At 64.9% G+C, this 17,887-nt stretch carries 12 protein-coding genes; 3 read left to right on the plus strand and 9 right to left on the minus strand.

What is annotated here, in order from left to right; all coding sequences use genetic code 11:
- Positions 1–12: 12 nt before the first annotated feature.
- The 4 genes from AC6CHP_RS12265 to AC6CHP_RS12280 are packed head-to-tail and all read right to left on the minus strand — an operon-like array spanning position 13 to position 5,158.
- On the minus strand, positions 13–858 hold the full coding sequence (locus AC6CHP_RS12265) for an ATP-binding cassette domain-containing protein (protein WP_430228769.1): 846 nt from the start codon (positions 856–858) through the stop codon (positions 13–15).
- Entirely contained in the window at positions 855–2,636 is a 1,782-nt protein-coding gene (locus AC6CHP_RS12270) for a dipeptide/oligopeptide/nickel ABC transporter permease/ATP-binding protein (RefSeq protein WP_498230148.1), read from the minus strand. Before AC6CHP_RS12270 ends, AC6CHP_RS12265 begins: the two co-directional genes overlap by 4 nt.
- Entirely contained in the window at positions 2,633–3,574 is a 942-nt protein-coding gene (locus tag AC6CHP_RS12275) for an ABC transporter permease (protein WP_430228772.1), read from the minus strand. Before AC6CHP_RS12275 ends, AC6CHP_RS12270 begins: the two co-directional genes overlap by 4 nt.
- A 51-nt stretch (positions 3,575–3,625) precedes the next feature.
- The gene (locus AC6CHP_RS12280) at positions 3,626–5,158 is read right to left on the minus strand and encodes an ABC transporter substrate-binding protein (RefSeq protein WP_430228774.1); all 1,533 of its coding nucleotides are present in this window, start codon (positions 5,156–5,158) and stop codon (positions 3,626–3,628) included.
- Positions 5,159–5,269: 111 nt separating this feature from the next.
- Here AC6CHP_RS12280 and AC6CHP_RS12285 point away from each other — a divergent pair, with 111 nt between their 5' ends.
- On the plus strand, positions 5,270–5,875 hold the full coding sequence (locus AC6CHP_RS12285; RefSeq protein ID WP_498230150.1) for a TetR/AcrR family transcriptional regulator: 606 nt from the start codon (positions 5,270–5,272) through the stop codon (positions 5,873–5,875).
- Between the two features lie 371 nt (positions 5,876–6,246).
- On the opposite strand, the gene AC6CHP_RS12290 is transcribed toward AC6CHP_RS12285, so the two are convergent.
- From AC6CHP_RS12290 to AC6CHP_RS12310, 5 genes are all read right to left on the minus strand, one after another.
- On the minus strand, positions 6,247–7,116 hold the full coding sequence (locus AC6CHP_RS12290; protein WP_498230152.1) for an AraC family transcriptional regulator: 870 nt from the start codon (positions 7,114–7,116) through the stop codon (positions 6,247–6,249).
- Between the two features lie 51 nt (positions 7,117–7,167).
- Entirely contained in the window at positions 7,168–9,531 is a 2,364-nt protein-coding gene (locus tag AC6CHP_RS12295; RefSeq protein ID WP_498230154.1) for a beta-galactosidase, read from the minus strand.
- Between the two features lie 11 nt (positions 9,532–9,542).
- On the minus strand, positions 9,543–10,883 hold the full coding sequence (locus AC6CHP_RS12300; protein ID WP_498230156.1) for a cellulase-like family protein: 1,341 nt from the start codon (positions 10,881–10,883) through the stop codon (positions 9,543–9,545).
- The gene (locus tag AC6CHP_RS12305; RefSeq protein ID WP_498230157.1) at positions 10,880–14,224 is read right to left on the minus strand and encodes a DUF5107 domain-containing protein; all 3,345 of its coding nucleotides are present in this window, start codon (positions 14,222–14,224) and stop codon (positions 10,880–10,882) included. Before AC6CHP_RS12305 ends, AC6CHP_RS12300 begins: the two co-directional genes overlap by 4 nt.
- Positions 14,225–14,316: 92 nt before the next feature.
- Complete coding sequence (locus AC6CHP_RS12310; protein WP_498230159.1) at positions 14,317–15,231, minus strand: LysR family transcriptional regulator; 915 nt, start codon at positions 15,229–15,231, stop codon at positions 14,317–14,319.
- A gap of 275 nt (positions 15,232–15,506) precedes the next feature.
- On the opposite strand from AC6CHP_RS12310, the gene AC6CHP_RS12315 reads away from it, so the two are divergent.
- Positions 15,507–16,586, plus strand: coding sequence for a PrpF domain-containing protein (locus AC6CHP_RS12315; protein ID WP_498230161.1), 1,080 nt, complete (start codon positions 15,507–15,509; stop codon positions 16,584–16,586).
- Between the two features lie 79 nt (positions 16,587–16,665).
- A complete protein-coding gene (locus AC6CHP_RS12320; RefSeq protein ID WP_188728584.1) occupies positions 16,666–17,883 on the plus strand; it encodes a Bug family tripartite tricarboxylate transporter substrate binding protein in 1,218 nt (405 codons plus the stop codon).
- Positions 17,884–17,887: the final 4 nt, after the last annotated feature.

Here is a 17,887-nt window from a genome sequence, read left to right on the forward strand (position 1 = left end):
GTGAGTCACGGATCAGACCATTTCTCCGGCTGCCTGCCGGGTGTTCAGAGATTGAAAGTACGCGGCGCGGCGGGCCGACTGGAGCGCCGGGTCGGCTACCGGCGCTGCGAGTAGGAGTTGCTGCGTATATGGATGCCTCGGGTTGGAGGTGACTTCGCCGGCTGTCCCGCTCTCGAGGATCTTTCCGCCGCGCATGACCGCAACACGGTGGCTCATTACCCGCACAACCGACAAGTCGTGGGAAATGAACAGGTATGAAACGCCGGTGCGCTCCTGAACCTCAAGGAAGAGTTGAAGGACGAGCGACTGAGTGGTCAGGTCCAGAGCCGAGACAGGTTCGTCACAGACGATGAGGCGTGGTTCAAGAACGAGGGCACGTGCAATGGCAATTCGTTGCCGCTGCCCGCCGGAAAACTCGCGTGGAAGCCGCTGGATCGCGTCGAACGGAAGGCGAACAAGGTCCAGGGCTTCCGCTATCCGCGCATTTGCATCACTACGGCGGACGTTACGCACCCGCAACGGCTCGGCAAGAGTCTCACCGACTGTCAACGATGGGCTGAGCGAGGAGTAAGGGTCTTGAAATACGACCTGAATCCGTGATGCAAGCTTTCGGCGTTCTTGGGTGCTGGCCTGGGCAAGGTCACGCCCGTCGAAGAGGATCTTTCCTCCGCTTACGGGTGCAAGTCCGAGGACGGCCCGGCCCAGCGTCGACTTTCCGGAACCGGATTCACCGACCAAGCCGACCGTCTCACCTTCACGGACGTCAAGTGATACCTGATGCAGGGCCTGGAAAGGGGGCTTTCGCCAACCACGCCGGGGATATGTGACCGAGACGTCCTGGATATCCAGCAAACTCACTGTCGGGCCTCCGTTTTCGATGTCAAGGGCTGGCGGGTGGGTGCGTGATCAAGAACCGCCTCGAACAGTCCCTGCGTATAGGGATGCTTCGGCCTGGCGAACACGTCGGCAACCGTTCCGGACTCGACAACGGTTCCGGCGCGCATGACCGAGACCCGGTCGGCGAGATCCGCGACCACCCCGAAGTTATGGGTGACCAGCAAGACAGCAACCTGCAAATCAGCTTGAAGGTCACGCAAGACCTCCAGCACCTCCGCCTGGACGGTGACGTCAAGCGCTGTCGTGGGTTCATCGGCAATGATCAGCGAAGGGTTACAGGAAATCGCTCCGGCGATCAGGATTCTTTGCGCCATCCCGCCGGAAATCTGGTGCGGGTAGGATTTCATCGTCCGTTCCGGGTCGACAATACCTACCCGGTCCAGCAGTTCCAGAGCCCGCCGTCGCGCCTGGTCTTTCGACATTCCTCCAACGACCCGCATGGGTTCCATCAGCTGAAAGCCGATGGTGTAGGACGGGTCAAGGTTTGAAAGAGGTTCCTGAGGGATGTAGGCGATGCGCCGACCCCGCAATTTCGCGAGCTCCTCGGCACCTTTTGATGTAAGTTCCTCCCCGTCGAGTTGAATGGATCCGGAAACAACCCGGCCGCCCTCGGGAAGGAGACCCAGCGTGGCCCATGCCGTCTGCGTCTTGCCTGACCCGGACTCGCCAATAAGGGCGTGGACTTCGCCAGGAGCGACGGTGAGGGAAACTCCATCAACGACCGTGGTCCATTGGTTTTCCGAGGGATACGCCACAGCAAGGTCTGTAATTCTTAGCAGGGGCGGCTCGGAGGCGTGGTCTCCGTGGACGACCGGCGGGGCCGGGCGCGGTTGGAGCGGGACCCAGGGGGCGCGGGCTCTGGATGCCCGATCACCGGTGAGCTCGAGTTCGTCCCGCAGCGCTGTACCGAGCAGGGTCAGTGCGATGCAGGTAATTCCGATTGCCAGGCTGGGCCAGAGCATGAGCCAGGGAGCGCGGAAAATATTGTAGAAACCCTCGCCCAGCATTCCGCCCCAAGTGGGCAGGGACGGGTCGCCGAGGCCAAGGAAATCCAGGATTGCCTGGATGCCAACACCGACGGCGAAGATGCCGGCCACCAGAAGCACTGCGGGGGCACGAACAGCCGTGAGCACGTGACGGCCGATGATCCGGGCATCGCTGAGGCCGGCCACTTTCGCTGCATCAATGTAGAGTTCCTCCCGCACGGCCCGAACCGATCCGGAAACAACACGGTAAAACGAGGGTGAAATGAGCACCCCAAGAATTGCCATCACCAGCCACATGGATGGGCCGACCACAGCGCGGACTGCAAGCAAGACAACAAGCGCCGGCAGAGCCATCAGGAGTCCGGAAACCCACGCGGCAGCGGTATCAAACCAACCTCCGTAGTAACCAGCAATCAGGCCCGCCGGAACGCCCACGAGGGCAGCGATGGCCACGGTCAGCAGCGCCCCGCCCAGGCTGACGGAACTGGCAACTACGAGTCGTGAGAACACGTCACGACCAGCGCTGTCGCTCCCGAGGAAGTGCCCGTCACCCGGACCAGCGAGGACGTTGGATAATTTCGCCTCGTTGGGATCGAACGGAATCATCAACGGACCCGCAACAGCGACAAGCGCCAGCAACACCAGATACACGATGGCGATCATGCCAATGGGGTTGCGCATGAGTCGGCGGAAGAGTCCGCGCCGTAGCGGCGCAGGGCCCTGAGGTAAGGGACTAGCCAAAACTTCACTCATGAGAGTCGCACCTTGGGGTTGAGCCAGCCCTGCAGGAGGTCGATGGCGAGATTGACGAGAACAACGAGCACGGCGGTGACGATGACGACGCCCATGACGACGGGAAGGTCCCCCTGTGTGGTGGCTTTTACCGCTGTCTGTCCGATTCCGGGGAGCGAGAAGACCTGTTCGATGATCACGGCGCCACCGAAGATGACGACGAACTGCAAGCCAAGGACCCCAAGAGCGGGCCCGGCAGCGTTGCGCAGTACATGGCCGTATACCACCCGGTGTGTGGGAATGCCGCGGGAGCGAAGGGTGCGCACGTAATCCATTCTGAGTACGTCAATCATCGAGCCGCGGACCTGCTGGGCCACCCCGGCTGTCGCCCCAATCGAAAGGGCGATGATCGGTAGCGTCACAGTCGACAACCAGCCGGTGATGGACTCCGAAGCGGAGATGTAGCCAGTGGCAGGCAACCAGCGAAGGATAAGACCGAAAACCGTGGCCAGGGCAAGGGCGAAGAGAAAACCGGGCACGGCAGCGGCGATGACCGACGCGATCTGGATGGTGCGGTCCAACCAGCCACGCTGCCCGGCAGCGAGGGCGCCTAGCAGGACCGCCAGAATGCCGGACACCAGCGTTGCGCCGATGGTGATTGAAAGCGTAACCGGCACGCGCACTGCGAGAGTCTGTAAAACCGGTTCGCCGGTGAACCACGACCGGCCTAGGTCGCCGACGATAACCTGCCCCAGCCAATCGCCGAATTGTACGATCAGCGGTTTGTCGATGCCGAGTTCGGCGGCCTTGCGGGCTAGGGTCTCAGCCGACGCCGACTGGCCAACGATGTTACGTGCCGTGTCCGTCGCGCCCAGGTACAGCAGAAAGAAAGCGAGTGCGCAGAGCGTCGCGACAGTGACGATGCCGGCTCCGAGCCGACGAAGGATGAAAGCAATCATGGGGGTCCCGTCCGGGTCGGGGCGGGCGTAGCATCACACCCGCCCCGGCGATTATTTTTTGGGCTCGATGTTCCAGAGGTAAGGCGCGATGTTGTCGTCCTGCATGACAACCTTCGTGTCCGCGTCGCTGAAGAATGCGCTCTGGAGACGGTAACTCGGCGCGAACCATGCCTGGTCCACAATCCACTCGTTTACCTGCTTGGCGGCAGACGCAGCATCCTCGCCCTTCGCCGTCTGCAGTTTCGCGGCCAGTGCCGACAATTCGTCGTTCGCGACGTGGAATGGGTTCCATGTCGCGGATGGCAGTACGGCGAACTGCAGCGTTTGCCATGCAGTCGGGTCAGACTGGAGCTGGAACGGGAACGCCGACCAGGTGCCGCCCAGCATCTTCGGGAAGAGGTCGTCTCCGGTCTGCTCCCATTGGACCTTGATGCCGACCGCTCCGAGCTGTTCGGCGTAGACAGCAAATTCGGACTCGGGCACGAAATTGTTCCGCGGCATGACCAGAGTAAAGCCCTCCGGGTAGCCCGCCTCAGCGAGAAGCTTCTTAGCCTTGTCCGGGTCATACGGATAGCGTTCGTCGAGGTCGGCAACGTAGGCATCGCTGCTGGCGGAAACGATTTGGGTTGTTGGCGTGGCATATCCAGCAGCGAGAGCTTGTACAAGTCCATCGCGGTCAAGAGCGTGGTTGATGGCCCGGCGAACGCGGACGTCACCAAGGGCCGGGTTAGTTTTTCCTTCTCTGTCGACCAGCAAGAACCCGGCCCAGTTCAACTCAGTAAGGTTGGCTTCGTAGCCGGAAGCTTTGGCGTCAGGGATTTGGGTGGGTGTGTTTGATGCGCTTACGTCCAGCTGGCCACTCTTGAGCGCATTAACAAGCGCCGTCGAATCGGCATAGACGTTCACAACGATCTCGTCGTAATGGACGGACTCCGAATCCCAATAATCGGCCTTCTTGTCAAAGACGTACTTCGAACCCACCACGGACTCTTCCTTATTGAGTTCGTAAGGGCCCGAGCCGACCGGGGTGGTTTTGGCCTCAGGAGAGTTCCACATCGACGGGCTTCCGATGATTCCAGCATTCTGCGACAGATAGACGAGGAATGCCGGGTCGGGCTCCGACAGTGTCAGGACGAGAGTATGCTCGTCTGCTGCCTCGGCGGTCTTCAAAGCGCGCAGGAATGAAGCGTTGTCGCTGGTACCGTCGCGGAAACGAGTAAGGTTCCCGGCGGCGACGTCTGCGGTTAGCGCCTGGCCATCACTAAACTTCACGTCGTCACGCAGTTTCAAAGTGAGTTTGGTCAGCGTCTCGTCCCAGTCCCACGTGGAAGCCAAACCCGGCTGTATGTTGCCGTCCGGATCCGCTCGAAGAAGCGTGTCATAGACCGGTTGGAGATAAGCAACATCCCCTGCCCAACGCGCTTCCCAAGGGGCAAAAGAGTTGAGAGCGGCTGCCGAGCCGTAACGAAGGGTTGTCTGCTCCTGCGCGGTTCCTCCCCCGCCAGCTCCGGAGCAGGCAGAGAGGGCAAGAGCGCATGACAGCCCAACCCCTACAGCCCAATGCTTGCTTGTGTTGTGCTTCATTGCACGTCCTTTCGACGTTGAACGGGATCGATGTGACGGTCGATACATTTACCGTAGCACGAAAAACGGATGATCTTCCGGTTTTCGTTGAATGATTGGTATTGTCAAAGGATGAGTACCAATACGACTCGGCGTGGAGAGTACGCAAAGACGGCCCGCCGCCGGCAGCAGATTGTGGACGCCGCATCCGTTGTCTTCGCCAAGGTAGGTTTTCTAAACGCTCCTTTGGGTGAAATCGCGTCCTTGGCGGGCATGAGCGTTGCTGGCTTGAACCATCACTTCCCAACCAAGACCTCTTTGTTGGAAGCCGTCTTTGAACAGCGTGACGCTGAAGCGGAGACGTTTTTCGAGGGGAACAGGGGGGCCGCGTTGCTGCAAGGCCTAATTGATGTCGCTGAACGAGATCAGGCCAACCCATCAGTAACCCGCTTTTTCGCAATGATGTCCGCAGAGTCGACGGCAGAAGACCACCCAGCAAACGCGTATTTCAAGCGTCGCTACGAAGCCATTCTCAGCCACGTGGAAGGGGCGTTCAGGGATGCCCAGGCCGAAGGGGAACTTCATCCTGGAATCGAACCGATCGAAGCAGCACGCGCATATGTTGCCCTTTCAGACGGGCTGCAGATCCAGGGCCTCTACCAACCCGGCGCCTTCTCACTGCCTCAGATTACGCGGAAGCTCCTTGAATCGTTCTTGGTTCATCCCCTCTCACCATGAGTGTAGGCACCGCGGCCAGTCAGCTATGGCGGATCGGAGGTCCCGAGCGTAAGCCCTGTCAGCTGCGATGCCAGCCTTTCCTTCCCACCTTTCAAACGTTCCGACGGTGGAAGCCCAAGGCGCCAGGGCACGGTGTTTCAAATGCGCTATCGTCTGAATGCATCCGAGGGGTGAGACCGCTTTTGGACGTAGGAAGTACACCCCAACCTGACGTCAGATTTGCACGACAAAAGCGTCAGATTGGGATCCCTAACGAGCATCCCGGACACACCCCGTGGAAGGCCTCAGACCCCAACCTGACACTCATCCGAACGGGTCTGGAGCGGCCGGTCCTCTACGGCAGGCCTGGAAAGCCCCAAGCCCCAACCGCCTCAGCCCTTCCGGTCCGCCCGGTACGCGCTGGGGCTTACCCCGTGCAGCCGGCGGAACTGGCGCGAGAAGTAGAACTGGTCTGCCAGCCCGATTTCCCGGCCCACCTCCGCAATCGTCAGGTCGGTTGTGTCGAGCAGGAGCCGGGCCCGGGCCATCTTCAAAGCTGTGTGATGGGCCAGCACGCCCCCGCCCGTCGCCTCCCGGAACAGCTTGCTCAGGTGCGACGGCGAAACACCCACCACCCTGGCCAGGTCCGGCAGCCGGATGGCGCCGTCCACCCGGTCCTCGAGGAACTTCACGGCCTGCTGCAGCGGCGTTCCCTGTTCCGGGAGGCGGCGGTCCACCGCCAGGGTGGCCAGCAGCTTCCAAGCCATCCCGGCCGTCGCCACCAGGCGGGCCGGCGACTGATCCTGCTCCAGGGCAGTGATGATCTCGTCCAGCATGGCGGTCAGCCGGTCCACCGCCACCAGCGGGATGATGGGCCGGCCGGCGCGCACCCCGGATTCTGCAACGAGTTCGGCAACATCGGAGCCACGGATGTGGCACCACCAGATGGTCCAGGGGTCCTCAGCAGAGGCACCGTACGCATGGGCCTCACCCGTGTTGCCGGGAAGTACGACGGCGGTTGCCTTGCCGACGTCGTAACGGTTACCGCCGGTTTCCACCCACCCCGTTCCCGCGACGCAGAGGATGACGATGGTTTCCTCCGCGCCTTGGGGACGGTACCGCCCGTGCTCCCCGGCGGCCGGAAAGACGCCGGCGTCCGTGACCACCAGCCGTCGCGTAATGGGACGCTCCAGAGCCTCCCGGACTAAGGGCCGGGGAACAACCACCAGGCGCTGGTTGGGAAACCCCGTTGCCCGCTCCACCCCGCACTCCTTCCGCCACGAAGTGTCCATGCTATGGCACAACGCGGCAGCTCAAGCGGGCTCCTCCGTCCACCTTGCCCACTGGAGGAGTTCCAGGCTGTCCAGGGAAAACAGGTCACCGGCAACCGTGTCCCGCCGGCGCTGCGCCTCGGCCGGCAGCCCAACCTCTGCATCTTTCGGGAGAGGCAGGATCTGGAGCCTTACGTCCGAGCCCGGGCGTATTCCAGCGTCGTTGGTTTCGATAATCCATGGAGAACCATCCCAGAACCTGTCCGCCACCACGGTCCCGTCAACCACCAGGCGGGCGACATCCCCGGCCCAGGAAACCTCCAGTTCCGTATGGTCCCCGGACAGGTCCGCCCCCGCCACGTCCACCGCATAAACAGCTGCCAGCTCGTCAATGTCCGCCTCCGCGGGCGCGGCAGCGCGGCCAGCCAGGGAGCCGAAGGACTCCGGGACGGGCTTCGCGGCGCGGATCCGCTCGGCAGGCAGCGTCCGGCGAAAGGGTTCAGGCTTCAAGGTGCCTGTCCGCACGTCCTCGAACAGACCGGTCGCGGTGGAGTAGCGCCGGACGGCGGGTTCTCCCTGCGACCTACCGGCCAGGCGGCCATCCGCACCTACCCAGAGCGGGCCTGCGGACAGGACCAGCTGCCGCCCCTGCGGTGTTTCCAAAGCCCACGCCTGGCTGTCCAGATGGGAGGGCAGGACAAGAATGGCCAACGAGCCGGCGTCCGAGCTCGCCGTCAACGTGACCGGACCGCCGCCGTCAACGGCGTACACGCCCCCACCCAGCGCGGTTGCCGGACCGTCCAGAACGGTTCCTTCCGGCAGGCACAGCTGCGGCACTATTCCTGCCTCGGCAGCGAGGACCAGCGTGGGCGCACCATCCGGGTCCAGCAGTGTGAAGGCCGACGCCGTTGCCCATCGAAGGCGGACACCTGCCACTTCCAGTTTAACGGGCCAGCGCGCGATGGTTCCGGCAGGAATGGTGAGGCCCCCGCGCGGAAAAATGAGTGTTTCCCCGTCCAGGAGGAGCCTGAACTGGGCTCCCGGGTAATCCGGCAGGGGAATGTGCGGCTGGTGCCAGGTGACGAACAGGAATCCGGACCGGCCGTCCGAGCGCATGGCCCAGCGGAGCGTGGCCGCGTCATCAATGCTTGCAGGAAGGTCATCCGGCATGGTGGACGGCATCGGGGCAAGCCGGGCACCAAACGCCGCCAGGAACGCGTGCTGCTTCCGCAGTTCTGCGAAGCTGGGCGCCAGCCGTCCCGCCGCACCGATGGGGGCGTGGAAATCGTAGTCAAACACCGGAAGATCGTTGGGGTAGCCCGTTGCCTGGGATTCCTGTATTCCGCCCGGGGGATTAATTCCGCCGGTGAACATGTAGTAGCCCTGCCACGCGGAGCCACTGCCGATCTTGTTGTTGGCTACCGCCGCAACATCCTTTCCGCTGGGCCACGGCCGCCGCTGGTAGGCCGTTGCCATGCCGCCGGTGAGTTCGCAGGTTGCCGGGGGATAGAGAGTGGACGGGGAGCGGGACGGTGCCGCGCCGCTACCCGAGAAGTGTTCTCGCAGGTCCGCACCGATCCCCGGGTCATCCCACCCGTGGCTGAAGAAGTAATGCTCCCGGAAGGTGGGGTCCCACGGGGCGTCGGCATCGACCCAGAAACCGTCCCCGTAGCCACCGAAGACCGGCATGACGTCGTCCTCCGGGATGTCGGCTGCGCCCCAGGCCGTTGCCGTCCAGACGGGTGCGCCCAGCCCTGCCGCCCTGGCCAGTTTCTTGAGCTCGGTGATGTGCCGGGGCTGGTCGTAGAGCTCATTTTCCAGCTGGATGCCAATGACGTTGCTGTCCGGGCCAGTGAGGCCGTCCAGTTCCCTGCCGATGCGGTTAAACCAGCGCTCCACCATGGCCAAGTAGGCGGGGTCATTGGTCCGGTGCGCCACCGGCGCGGCCTGCACCCAGTCCGGGAAGCCGCCGTTGCGGGCCTCGCCGTGGCACCAGGGGCCAAGGCGCAGCACCACGTCCAGGCCAACGTCAGCGCAGCGCCGGACGAACGCGGCCACGTCCAGGTTGCCGTCAAAGCGTGCCTCGCCCTCGGCCGGCTCGTGGTGGATCCAGAAGATGTAGCACGCCACCACGGTGATCCCTCCGGCCTTCATCAGCCGCAGCCGCTCTTCCCAGCGGGACCGGGGCAGGCGGCTGTAGTGCAGCTCCCCGGAGACCGGCACGGCCGGGACGCCGTCGTGTTCGATGTACTGGCTGGTGAGCCGCCACCTCTTGTGACGGTCCTCGATGTTGCTCATGGGCGGGAACTGCAGTGCCAGTTCATGCGGCCGGTGCGCGGCGCTAAGCACCCCGGCGCCGGGCTTGCTGGTGTTGGGCATCCCAAGGGTGACGTGTTCGGTTGGCATGGACAGTTCCTTCAACTTGTGGGGGCGGTAAGGATGCGGCGGTTGATGCGGAGTTGCCACGGTTCGTCGGCCCACAGGGGGTGGTGCGGGGCGGCATTGGAACAGAGGACCATCCCCCAGACTCCGTGGTCCAGCGCCGCACTGATGCCGCGCTCGGCGAGGTCCCGCCCCACAGGGCCTTCCTCGAACGTCCCATGGAGGGGCGTGTAGCCGATCCAGCCTTCACCCACGACGGCCGGGACACTCTTCCAGCGCGCCCAGGCGGCGATGGCGATGACACGGGACTCGATCTCCCGCCGCATGACCTCCCTGTACTCGCCAAACCCGTTGTACAGCCAGGCGTCCCACGCGTCCGGATCGATCCAGTCGTACCCGTAGAACATCTGGTCTGTGACCACCGTTGCCCGGTATTTCCACTCGGCCAGCCGCCCGTAGTCTGCCGCCGAGGGTGCTCCGGGCCGCAGCAGGGCGGCCAGGGCAGGGTTGGGAAAGGCAGGGTTGGGGAAGCCGGCGGCGCCCTCGGACCTGATATCGATCTCCTGCTGGAGGGCGTCCAGCACGCCGTAGCTGTAGACGTGGAACTGCGCTGCTCCCAGCCCGTCCGGGACTGTGTGCATGGCCAGGTGCGGGGGCTTGCCATAGCTTGCGGTGACCAGAAGGTCGGGGTGGAGTCCCCGGAGGCGTTCCAGTTCCTGGGTGCCGCCCTCCGCGAGCGCGGGCAGGATGGAGAAGTCCACCTCGTTGTGCAGCTCCACCATGGCGATCCGGTCCCGGTGGCCCGCCGTTGTCAGCGCGCCGATGAGCCGGTCCCACGAGTCCGCGAGGACCCGGTACCTGTCCTGCAGCGGGACGGCGTCGATCGCTTCGAACCACCGCGGTGAACGGGCGAAGACCGACGACTGCTGGTACTCCCAGCTGGCGAGGATCACCACCAGGCCGTGGCGTGCGGCGGCGTCGAAAAGCTCCAGCAGCCGCTCCCGCAGGTTGAGCCGGTAGCCGCCGGGCGCGTCGTACCAGCGCGTGCCGCGGCCGTAGAAGCCGCCGTCCGGCGCCGTTCCGAGCCCCTCGATCTCCAGGTCAGCGGCCAGATCGTCGAGGCCGAGGGCACCGAAGAGGAGCAGCGGCGCGGCGCAGATGCGGAGGGTGTTGTACCCCAGCTGCGCAGCCTTCGCGCAGGCAGCGTCCAGGCTGGCGTACGGGCCGCCATCTTCGGCCCGCGTGTACCAGGAGAAGTCCCAGAGGGTGATGGTCAGCCGGGAGGGAAGGTGCGACGGCGGTGCGCCCGTGAGGGATACGGCTTCAGTGTCGCGTTCCATGGTTCCGGAGCCGAGGTATCTCGGTGCGTCGGTCAAGAGTTTGCCTTTTCTTTGAGGTGGGAGCGGCGGCCCTCTGCGGCCAGCGTGCGCAGGAGTGCAGCTGCTTCGAGGCGGGCACCGGCCGCGTCCGTGGTGAACAGCAGGAGCTCGGGCAGGGATGTTGCAAAGTAGTCAGGCGCTGCGGGAGCAGTTTCCAGTTCAGCGGCCCGGGCGTCGAGTTGTTGCCAGATCCGTTCAGCGTCAGCGTGCCTGCCCAGCCTGCTGCAGGCAACGCCTTTCCAGTAGTCGGCGGGTCCCGCCGGAGCGGAGCCGGCGGCCAGCGGGGAGCCTTCCCGGCAGGCGTCGTTCCATGCCTCGGCTGCCGCTTCACCGTCCCCTGCCCGGCTGAGGGCGTCCCCCAGCGCCACCAGCCGCTCGGCCAGGCTCCCGGCAGGGTGCCGCCCTTCACCCAGGTTCGCCGGCGCCTCCATGCCCTTCCGCAACAGGTCGACGGCCGCCGTCGGACTCTGCTCCGTGAGCGCGCGTGCAACCTCCACGGAGGCGCGGTCATAGGCCGCCAGGGCCAGTCCTTCGCCTCCCTCGAACGGCTGGAAGTTGCGGGTGGTCATGATGCCCAGGGCTTCGTCCGCCCGGCCGGCGTCAACCAGCAGGTTGGCATAGAGGAGGGTCAGGTCGTCGCGGTGGAGGACGGCGGGGCCGTGCCGCTCAATGGCGTCGAGGCGCTCCTGGACTGGCACACCTCGGAGGCCGGCCAGGACGGCACGCTCGAACACCAGCCGGGCATCATCCGGACTGAGCTCCAGGGCCCGCCCAAAGAAGGAGTCCGCTGCTGCCGCGTCCCCGCCGGTGTTGATGTGGGCGATCGCGGCGTTCCGCCACACCACGGGGTCCTCCGATCCGCTGGCCATGGAGGCCTGCAGATGGGCAAGCGCTTCCGGGGTTCGGCCGCTGTCCAGCAGCCAGCATCCCAGCAGCCCGTGTGCCACCGCGTCTTTGGGATAAGCCTGGAGGGCGCGGTGCAACGCGTCATAGTGGTCCAACCCGTGGGGGAAGGCATAGGTGGTGTCGCTCCGCCGGGCAGCAGCGCGTTCCCGCGATGCCGCTTCCGGGTCCAGCAGCTCGTCCAGCCAGCAGGCCCGGAGGTAGCGGCGGAGGGGTTCCGGGTTGCCGAACCCCTTGTTGCCGGACCGGGCAGGCTCCTCCGTCAGGTCCAGGGCACGCTGCCACTGGCCCGCGCCGGCCAGCCAGCATGCCACGGTCAGGGAGGTCTTGGGGTCCGAAACGTCCAGGGCGCCGTCCAGGGCCAGGGCCACGGGGTCCAGTGGGTCGGCGCTGCGGATGTGCTGGAGCTGGCGGGCGGCCTCATCCAGGCGCCCGGCCTGGCCCAGTGCAAGGTGGAGCAGGTGCTTGGCCGCAGGGCTGGCCGGGTCCAGGCCCAGCGCCGCTTCGGCCTGCCGGAGGGCTTCGGCCGGCTGCCCCGACCGGAGGGCCAGGCGCGCCAGCGCGAGGCGGGCCGGATGCGCCCAGGCCCTGTCCCAGGCGGCCTTCGCAAAATGTTCGGCGGCTTTCTCCGGTTGCCCGGTACGCTCCAGCACCAGGCCGAGCCGGTAGCTGGCCTCACCGCTGGGCGGATTCAGGTTGCGGCGGGTCAGCCGGGCCAATGCGTTCTCCAGCAGCCTCCGCGCTTCCGTGTACTGGCCGGTGGCGTATCTCGCTGCACCCAGTGCGATCGATGCGCGCGAATCCATGGGGTCCCGCCGGAGCATCTCCTCGAAATAGGGCAGGGGCGATCTGGTGGGGTGCCGGTTCTGGGCCAAGTGTGTGCCGGTGACGTAGAGCTCGTCCTGGCTTTCGATCTCCGCCGGACGACCGGGCTCGGTGGCCACCCACGGCTCCTCCCGGACATCGCCGGACAGGGCATCACCGGACGGGGCATCGCCGGACGGGGCATCACCGGGCCGGGCCGGGGACCATGCCAACAGCTCCGCTCCCCCGTCAAGGACCCGGACCGTGAGGTCGGCGGCCTCCGCCCGGCCGTCAAGCTCACACACTTCCGCGAAGGGGCGGGCTGGGGAGATCCGGGCATTCCAGGACCGGATGGCCAGCCCGTGGTGTTGAAGCACCACCGTGGCATTGGCCCGGTCCGCCGTGGTGGCGACCCCCACTGCGGCGTTGCGTCCGGCGTCGTCCAACTCGAGTGAGACGGCGGCGTCGAGGTTCGCCTGGTGCGCCGGGCCGATCCTGCGGATCGGGTACCAGAACTCGCTGAAGGTGCGGGTCTCGCCGGGGGCGAGGTAGCTGAAGTCGGGCTGGTTGTCCGTGAAGACGCCGGACATCAGCTCAACGTAAGGGCCGTCGTCGTCAGTTAAGTGCGCGTCCCAAGCCTTGCCCACCGGACCGTTGCCCCACGTCCACTGCTTCTTGCCCGGGGAAATGCCGCGGTCCGCCCAGTGGACGAACCCGGCACCCGCCTCATGGTCGTAGCCGCCGAAGAAGCTGTCCCTGGTGTCGGTGACCATGTAGGAGGTGGGGACGGGAATGTTGGCGTAGAAATCGATGCGGTCCGCTTCCGGGCTGCCCTCCCCTGCCAGGGCGGGGTAGTCCACGCCGTAATAGGGGCGGTCCGCGCGGGGAAAAGCCGTGATGGCCCGGCGGGCATGGTCCGCCACGTAGCGGACATCGGCCGGGAAGAACGACTGGTATTTGTCGTGGACGCGGGCCGCGGCGTTCGCCCACCAGAGGAAGGTCTGCGGCAGATCCGTGCAGTTGTAGAGCCGTGCCTCCACCTCGATCAGCGAACTGCCCGGGCGGAGCCGGACCCCGTGGGTCCCCCGCATCCGCTGCAGCGGATCGAGGTCGCTGTGCCACACCACCACGGCCCCATCAGCGCCGTGCTCGATGGATGTTTGCACGGGAAGGAACGTTGCCGGGCGGTGGTGCTGGGGCCAGTTGAATTCCACGCCACCTGAGATCCAGGGCCCTGCGAGGCCCACCAGGCCGGGCTTGATCACGTTGTTCCGGTAGAAGACGTCGTACCCGGCCGTCTTGTCGAAGCCGATGTGGATGCGTCCTCCGATCTCCGGCAGCAGCATGATCCGGAGATATTCGTTCTCCAGGTGGATCGCCTGCCAGAGCCGGGGTTCCTTCGAGCCGGCGATGCTGTCAATGAACGGCATCGGGTAGACCTTGCCGCTGGACCCCTGGTACACGCGGCGGTCCAGGAACATCGGGTACCGGTCCGGCACACCGGGCGCATAGGTATCGATGGACACCGGCTCGCTCCAGCAGGCAACGCCGCCGGCCTCCAGGACAGCCCGCTGGTCCGGCGGCGCATCGGGCAAATGAATCTGGCTCTTGAGGTCGTTAGCGTCCGTCACCTCTTCACACTATGAACAAAAATCCCGGCTTCCCATGGCAGAAAAGTGCAACTATATGGACGATCTTCTTCGCGCCCGCGCCCCGCACGCCTTCACCGGAAGTCGGCCGTCGCGTCCTTTGCGACCTCCAGGAGGGTCGTCTGGAAGGCAATTTCGGCAGCCGCACGGACCCTGTCATGGCGGTGTGCCAGCAGGACCCGCCGGGACGGGGCCGACGCGCCGAGCGAAACGATGCTCACGCCGGGGTGTTTATTGACGACGGCGGTGCGGGGCGCCAGCGCGACGCCCAGGCCAACACTCACCATGGCCTGGGCTTCCTGGTAGTCATTGGCATGGAAGGCGATCCGCGGCGTAAATCCTGCAGCGCTGGCGCTGCGCTGCAGGACCTCCACTACGGGGTGTTCCTGGCCGCGGACAATCCACTCCTCGTCCGCCAGGTCCGCCATGTCCACCTGCTTCCGGCGGGCCAGGCGGTGGTCCTTGCCGACGATCAACGCTGTTGAGTCTTCGAACACCGTAGTCAGCGCAAAGTCCTCCGAATTCATCCGGTTCCATTCGTAGTCCCACAGCAGGGACATTCCCACCTGGCCGTTCTCCAGCATCTCAATCAGGTCCTCGAACCTGCTGCTACGGACGTGCAGCTCGATGGCCGGGTACTCCTTCTTGAACCTGCTGATGACGACGGGGAGGAAGGAACCTCCCAGGGTGGGAAAGGTTCCCATGGTGAGGCTGCCCCGATTAAGGCCGGCGATTTCCGCAAGATCCGCCTCGGCCGCTGCCATCTGCCGGAGGATGCGGCGGGTGTGTGCGGCCAGGACGTGTCCGGCATCCGTGGGGACCATGCCGCGGGTCTGCCTCTGCAGAAGGGGCTGACCGATTTCGGCTTCCAGGCGCCGGAGCTGCTGGGACACCCCGGAAGGCGAGTACACGTGCTTCTCCGCCGCGGCGGTGATTGACCCGAGTTCAACAACATCAAGCAGCAGTTCGAGCCTGCGGACGTTCAACATGGCGGCCTTCCGATTGAAGCGTTTGTTCCATACCCCTCACTATTCTAATTCGATACTTCATGGACAGCGGAACATAGCGCCCCTGCTGACGTGGTCCGTGCCAACCATCCGCAGGAAGCTCGAAAAGACGCTGCAAACGGCCACCTGACTGAAGAAGAAGTGCATAGCGGTGCACAATTTGGCGTTTGTAATTCATACGAGGCTCGGATCACACTGGTGAATGCCGATACGGCGTGATGGCCCAAAGACGGGCCCAAAAGATGTGAAGGGCAATCATGTTTAAGATCCCAGCAGTGTGGATGCGGGGCGGAACCAGCAAGTGCTGGGTCTTCGAATGGGACAACCTCCAGGTCCCCGGAAAGAGCGTGGACGAGGTTCTCCTCCGCCTCTTTGGCAGCCCCGACCACCGCCAGGTGGACGGAGTGGGCGGCGGGACGTCCACGACGAGCAAGGCCGTCATCCTGTCCCGCTCCGTCGGCGAGGACGCCGACGTCGACTACACATTCGCCCAGGTGTCCATCGATGAACAAAAAGTGGACTGGGGAAGCAACTGCGGCAACTGCTCGGCAGTGGTGGCCCCGTACGCCATCGAACGGGGCTGGGTGGAACCCGGCCAGGAAAGCACATCAGTCAGGACGCTGAACACCAACACCGATCAGCTCATCCTGCAGAAAGTCCCCACCCCCGGCGGCGCACTCCAGGATCCCGGAACCCAGCTGATCCCGGGTGTCCCTTTCCCCGGACTTCCGGTCGGCATGGGTTTCCTTGACCCTGCAGGGCGCACCACCGGGAAGCTGTTTCCCACCGGCGAGCCCCTGGACAAGGTGACCTTCGACGGCCGGCAGGTCCCTGCCACGCTCATTGATGCCGGGGCACCGCTGATCATCATCGACGCCGCGTCCATCGGACTCACCGGCCACGAAACCGCGGCGGACATCGACAGCCAGGCGGCGTTGCTGGTGCACCTCGATGACGTGCGCAGGGACGCGGCCGTCCGCATGGGCCTTGCCGCGAGCCGGGCCGAGGCTGAGCGGGCCATCCCCAAGCTGGCGATCGTGGCCACGGCATCCCCTGACGACGAGGCTGACCTTGTTGTCCGAATGCTGTCCATGGGCAGACTGCACCCCGCCCTCGCGATCACCGGAAGCGTGGCCCTGACCATGGCCGCGCAGCATGAGGGCACGGTGGTCCGGGACCTGCTCGCCACAGATTCCTCCTCAGGCCTGACCATGCGGACACCGGCCGGCATCGTCCAGACATGGGCGGAAGTACGTGACGGCGTCCCCGTCGTCGGCACCCTTCGCAGCGCCCGCCGCATCGCTGACGCGGAACTGCTGCTTCCACAGACCTGGTAACCCCCCAACAGCCTCCCCGCCCAGCTGCACCGGACTGGTGTTTCATGGAAGGAAGGCACCAACCCCAAAGGATTCCTCAATGACGAGCAATAAGTCATCCTTGGAGCCGCCCGGAACCTCCCCGGACGGCGCTGCCGACCCTGCAGAGCAGACCCAACAGACAGAGCTGCCAGATCCCCCGAAGCACTCCCGGCGCACGATTCTTGCCGCAGTAGGAGCCTTCGCACTGCTGGGAACTGCCACCACCGTCCTGGGCGGAAGCCTGCTGAACCCGCCCTCCAGCACCGAAGACGGCGATTTCAGCGGCGAGACCCTCGAATTCCTCATTCCGCTGGCATCAGGCGGTGGCACGGACACGTGGGCGCGCTTCATCGGCACAGAGCTCACCAACTACGTGGCCGGCCGCCCCGGCTTTGCCCCCGTGAATGAAGCCGGCGGTGAAGGCATCCTGGGGACCAACCGGTTCGCCCGCTCCGCCAAGACTGACGGGACTGAGATCCTGGTAGGCACCGCATCGACGGTTGTGCCCTGGGTGCTGGGCCGCTCAGCGGTGAAGTACTCGTTCGAAGACCTGAAGCCCGTCGTCGTCAATGGAACCGGCGGCGTCATCTACGCCCGGGCTGAAGCCGGGGTGGCCGGCCTGCAGGACCTGATCAACCGGGACACCCCGCTGGAATTCGGCGGCATCAGCGCCACGGGCCTAGACATCACCACCCTGGTGGCTTTCGACCTGCTCGAGGCGGACGTCACCAGCACCTTCGGCTTCGAAGGCCGCGGACCCGTCAACCTGGCCCTCCAGCGCGGGGAAATCGATCTGGACTACCAGACGACGTCGGCCTACGGCTCGGCGGTCGAAGGCATCGCCAAGGAAGGCAAAGCCGTTGTCCTGATGTCGTTCGGCCAGCTGGACGAGGCCGGGGAAGTAGTCCGCGACCCGAACTTTCCGGACGTTCCCACGGTTGCAGAAGCTTACGAGACGCTGCACGGATCAAAGCCCTCGGGTGAAAAGTACGAGGCCTACAAGACCCTGCTTGGACTCACCTACACCTACCAAAAAGGGCTCTGGGTTCCGCAAGAGACACCCGAGAAGGCGTACCAGCTGCTGCGCGAGTCCAGCGAAAAGCTCGGCACGGACCCGGCATTCCAGGAGAAGGCCGCCAAAGTACTCGGCGGCTATCCCCTGGTGGCCGATTCCGGCGTGGCCGAACGGGTCCGCGAGGCCTACACCGTCAGCAGCTCCGTCCGGTCCTATGTCACGGGACTGCTCGCGGACAAATACAACATCCACGTTGAATAAGGAC

This window comes from Pseudarthrobacter sp. GQ63, from assembly GCF_059758765.1.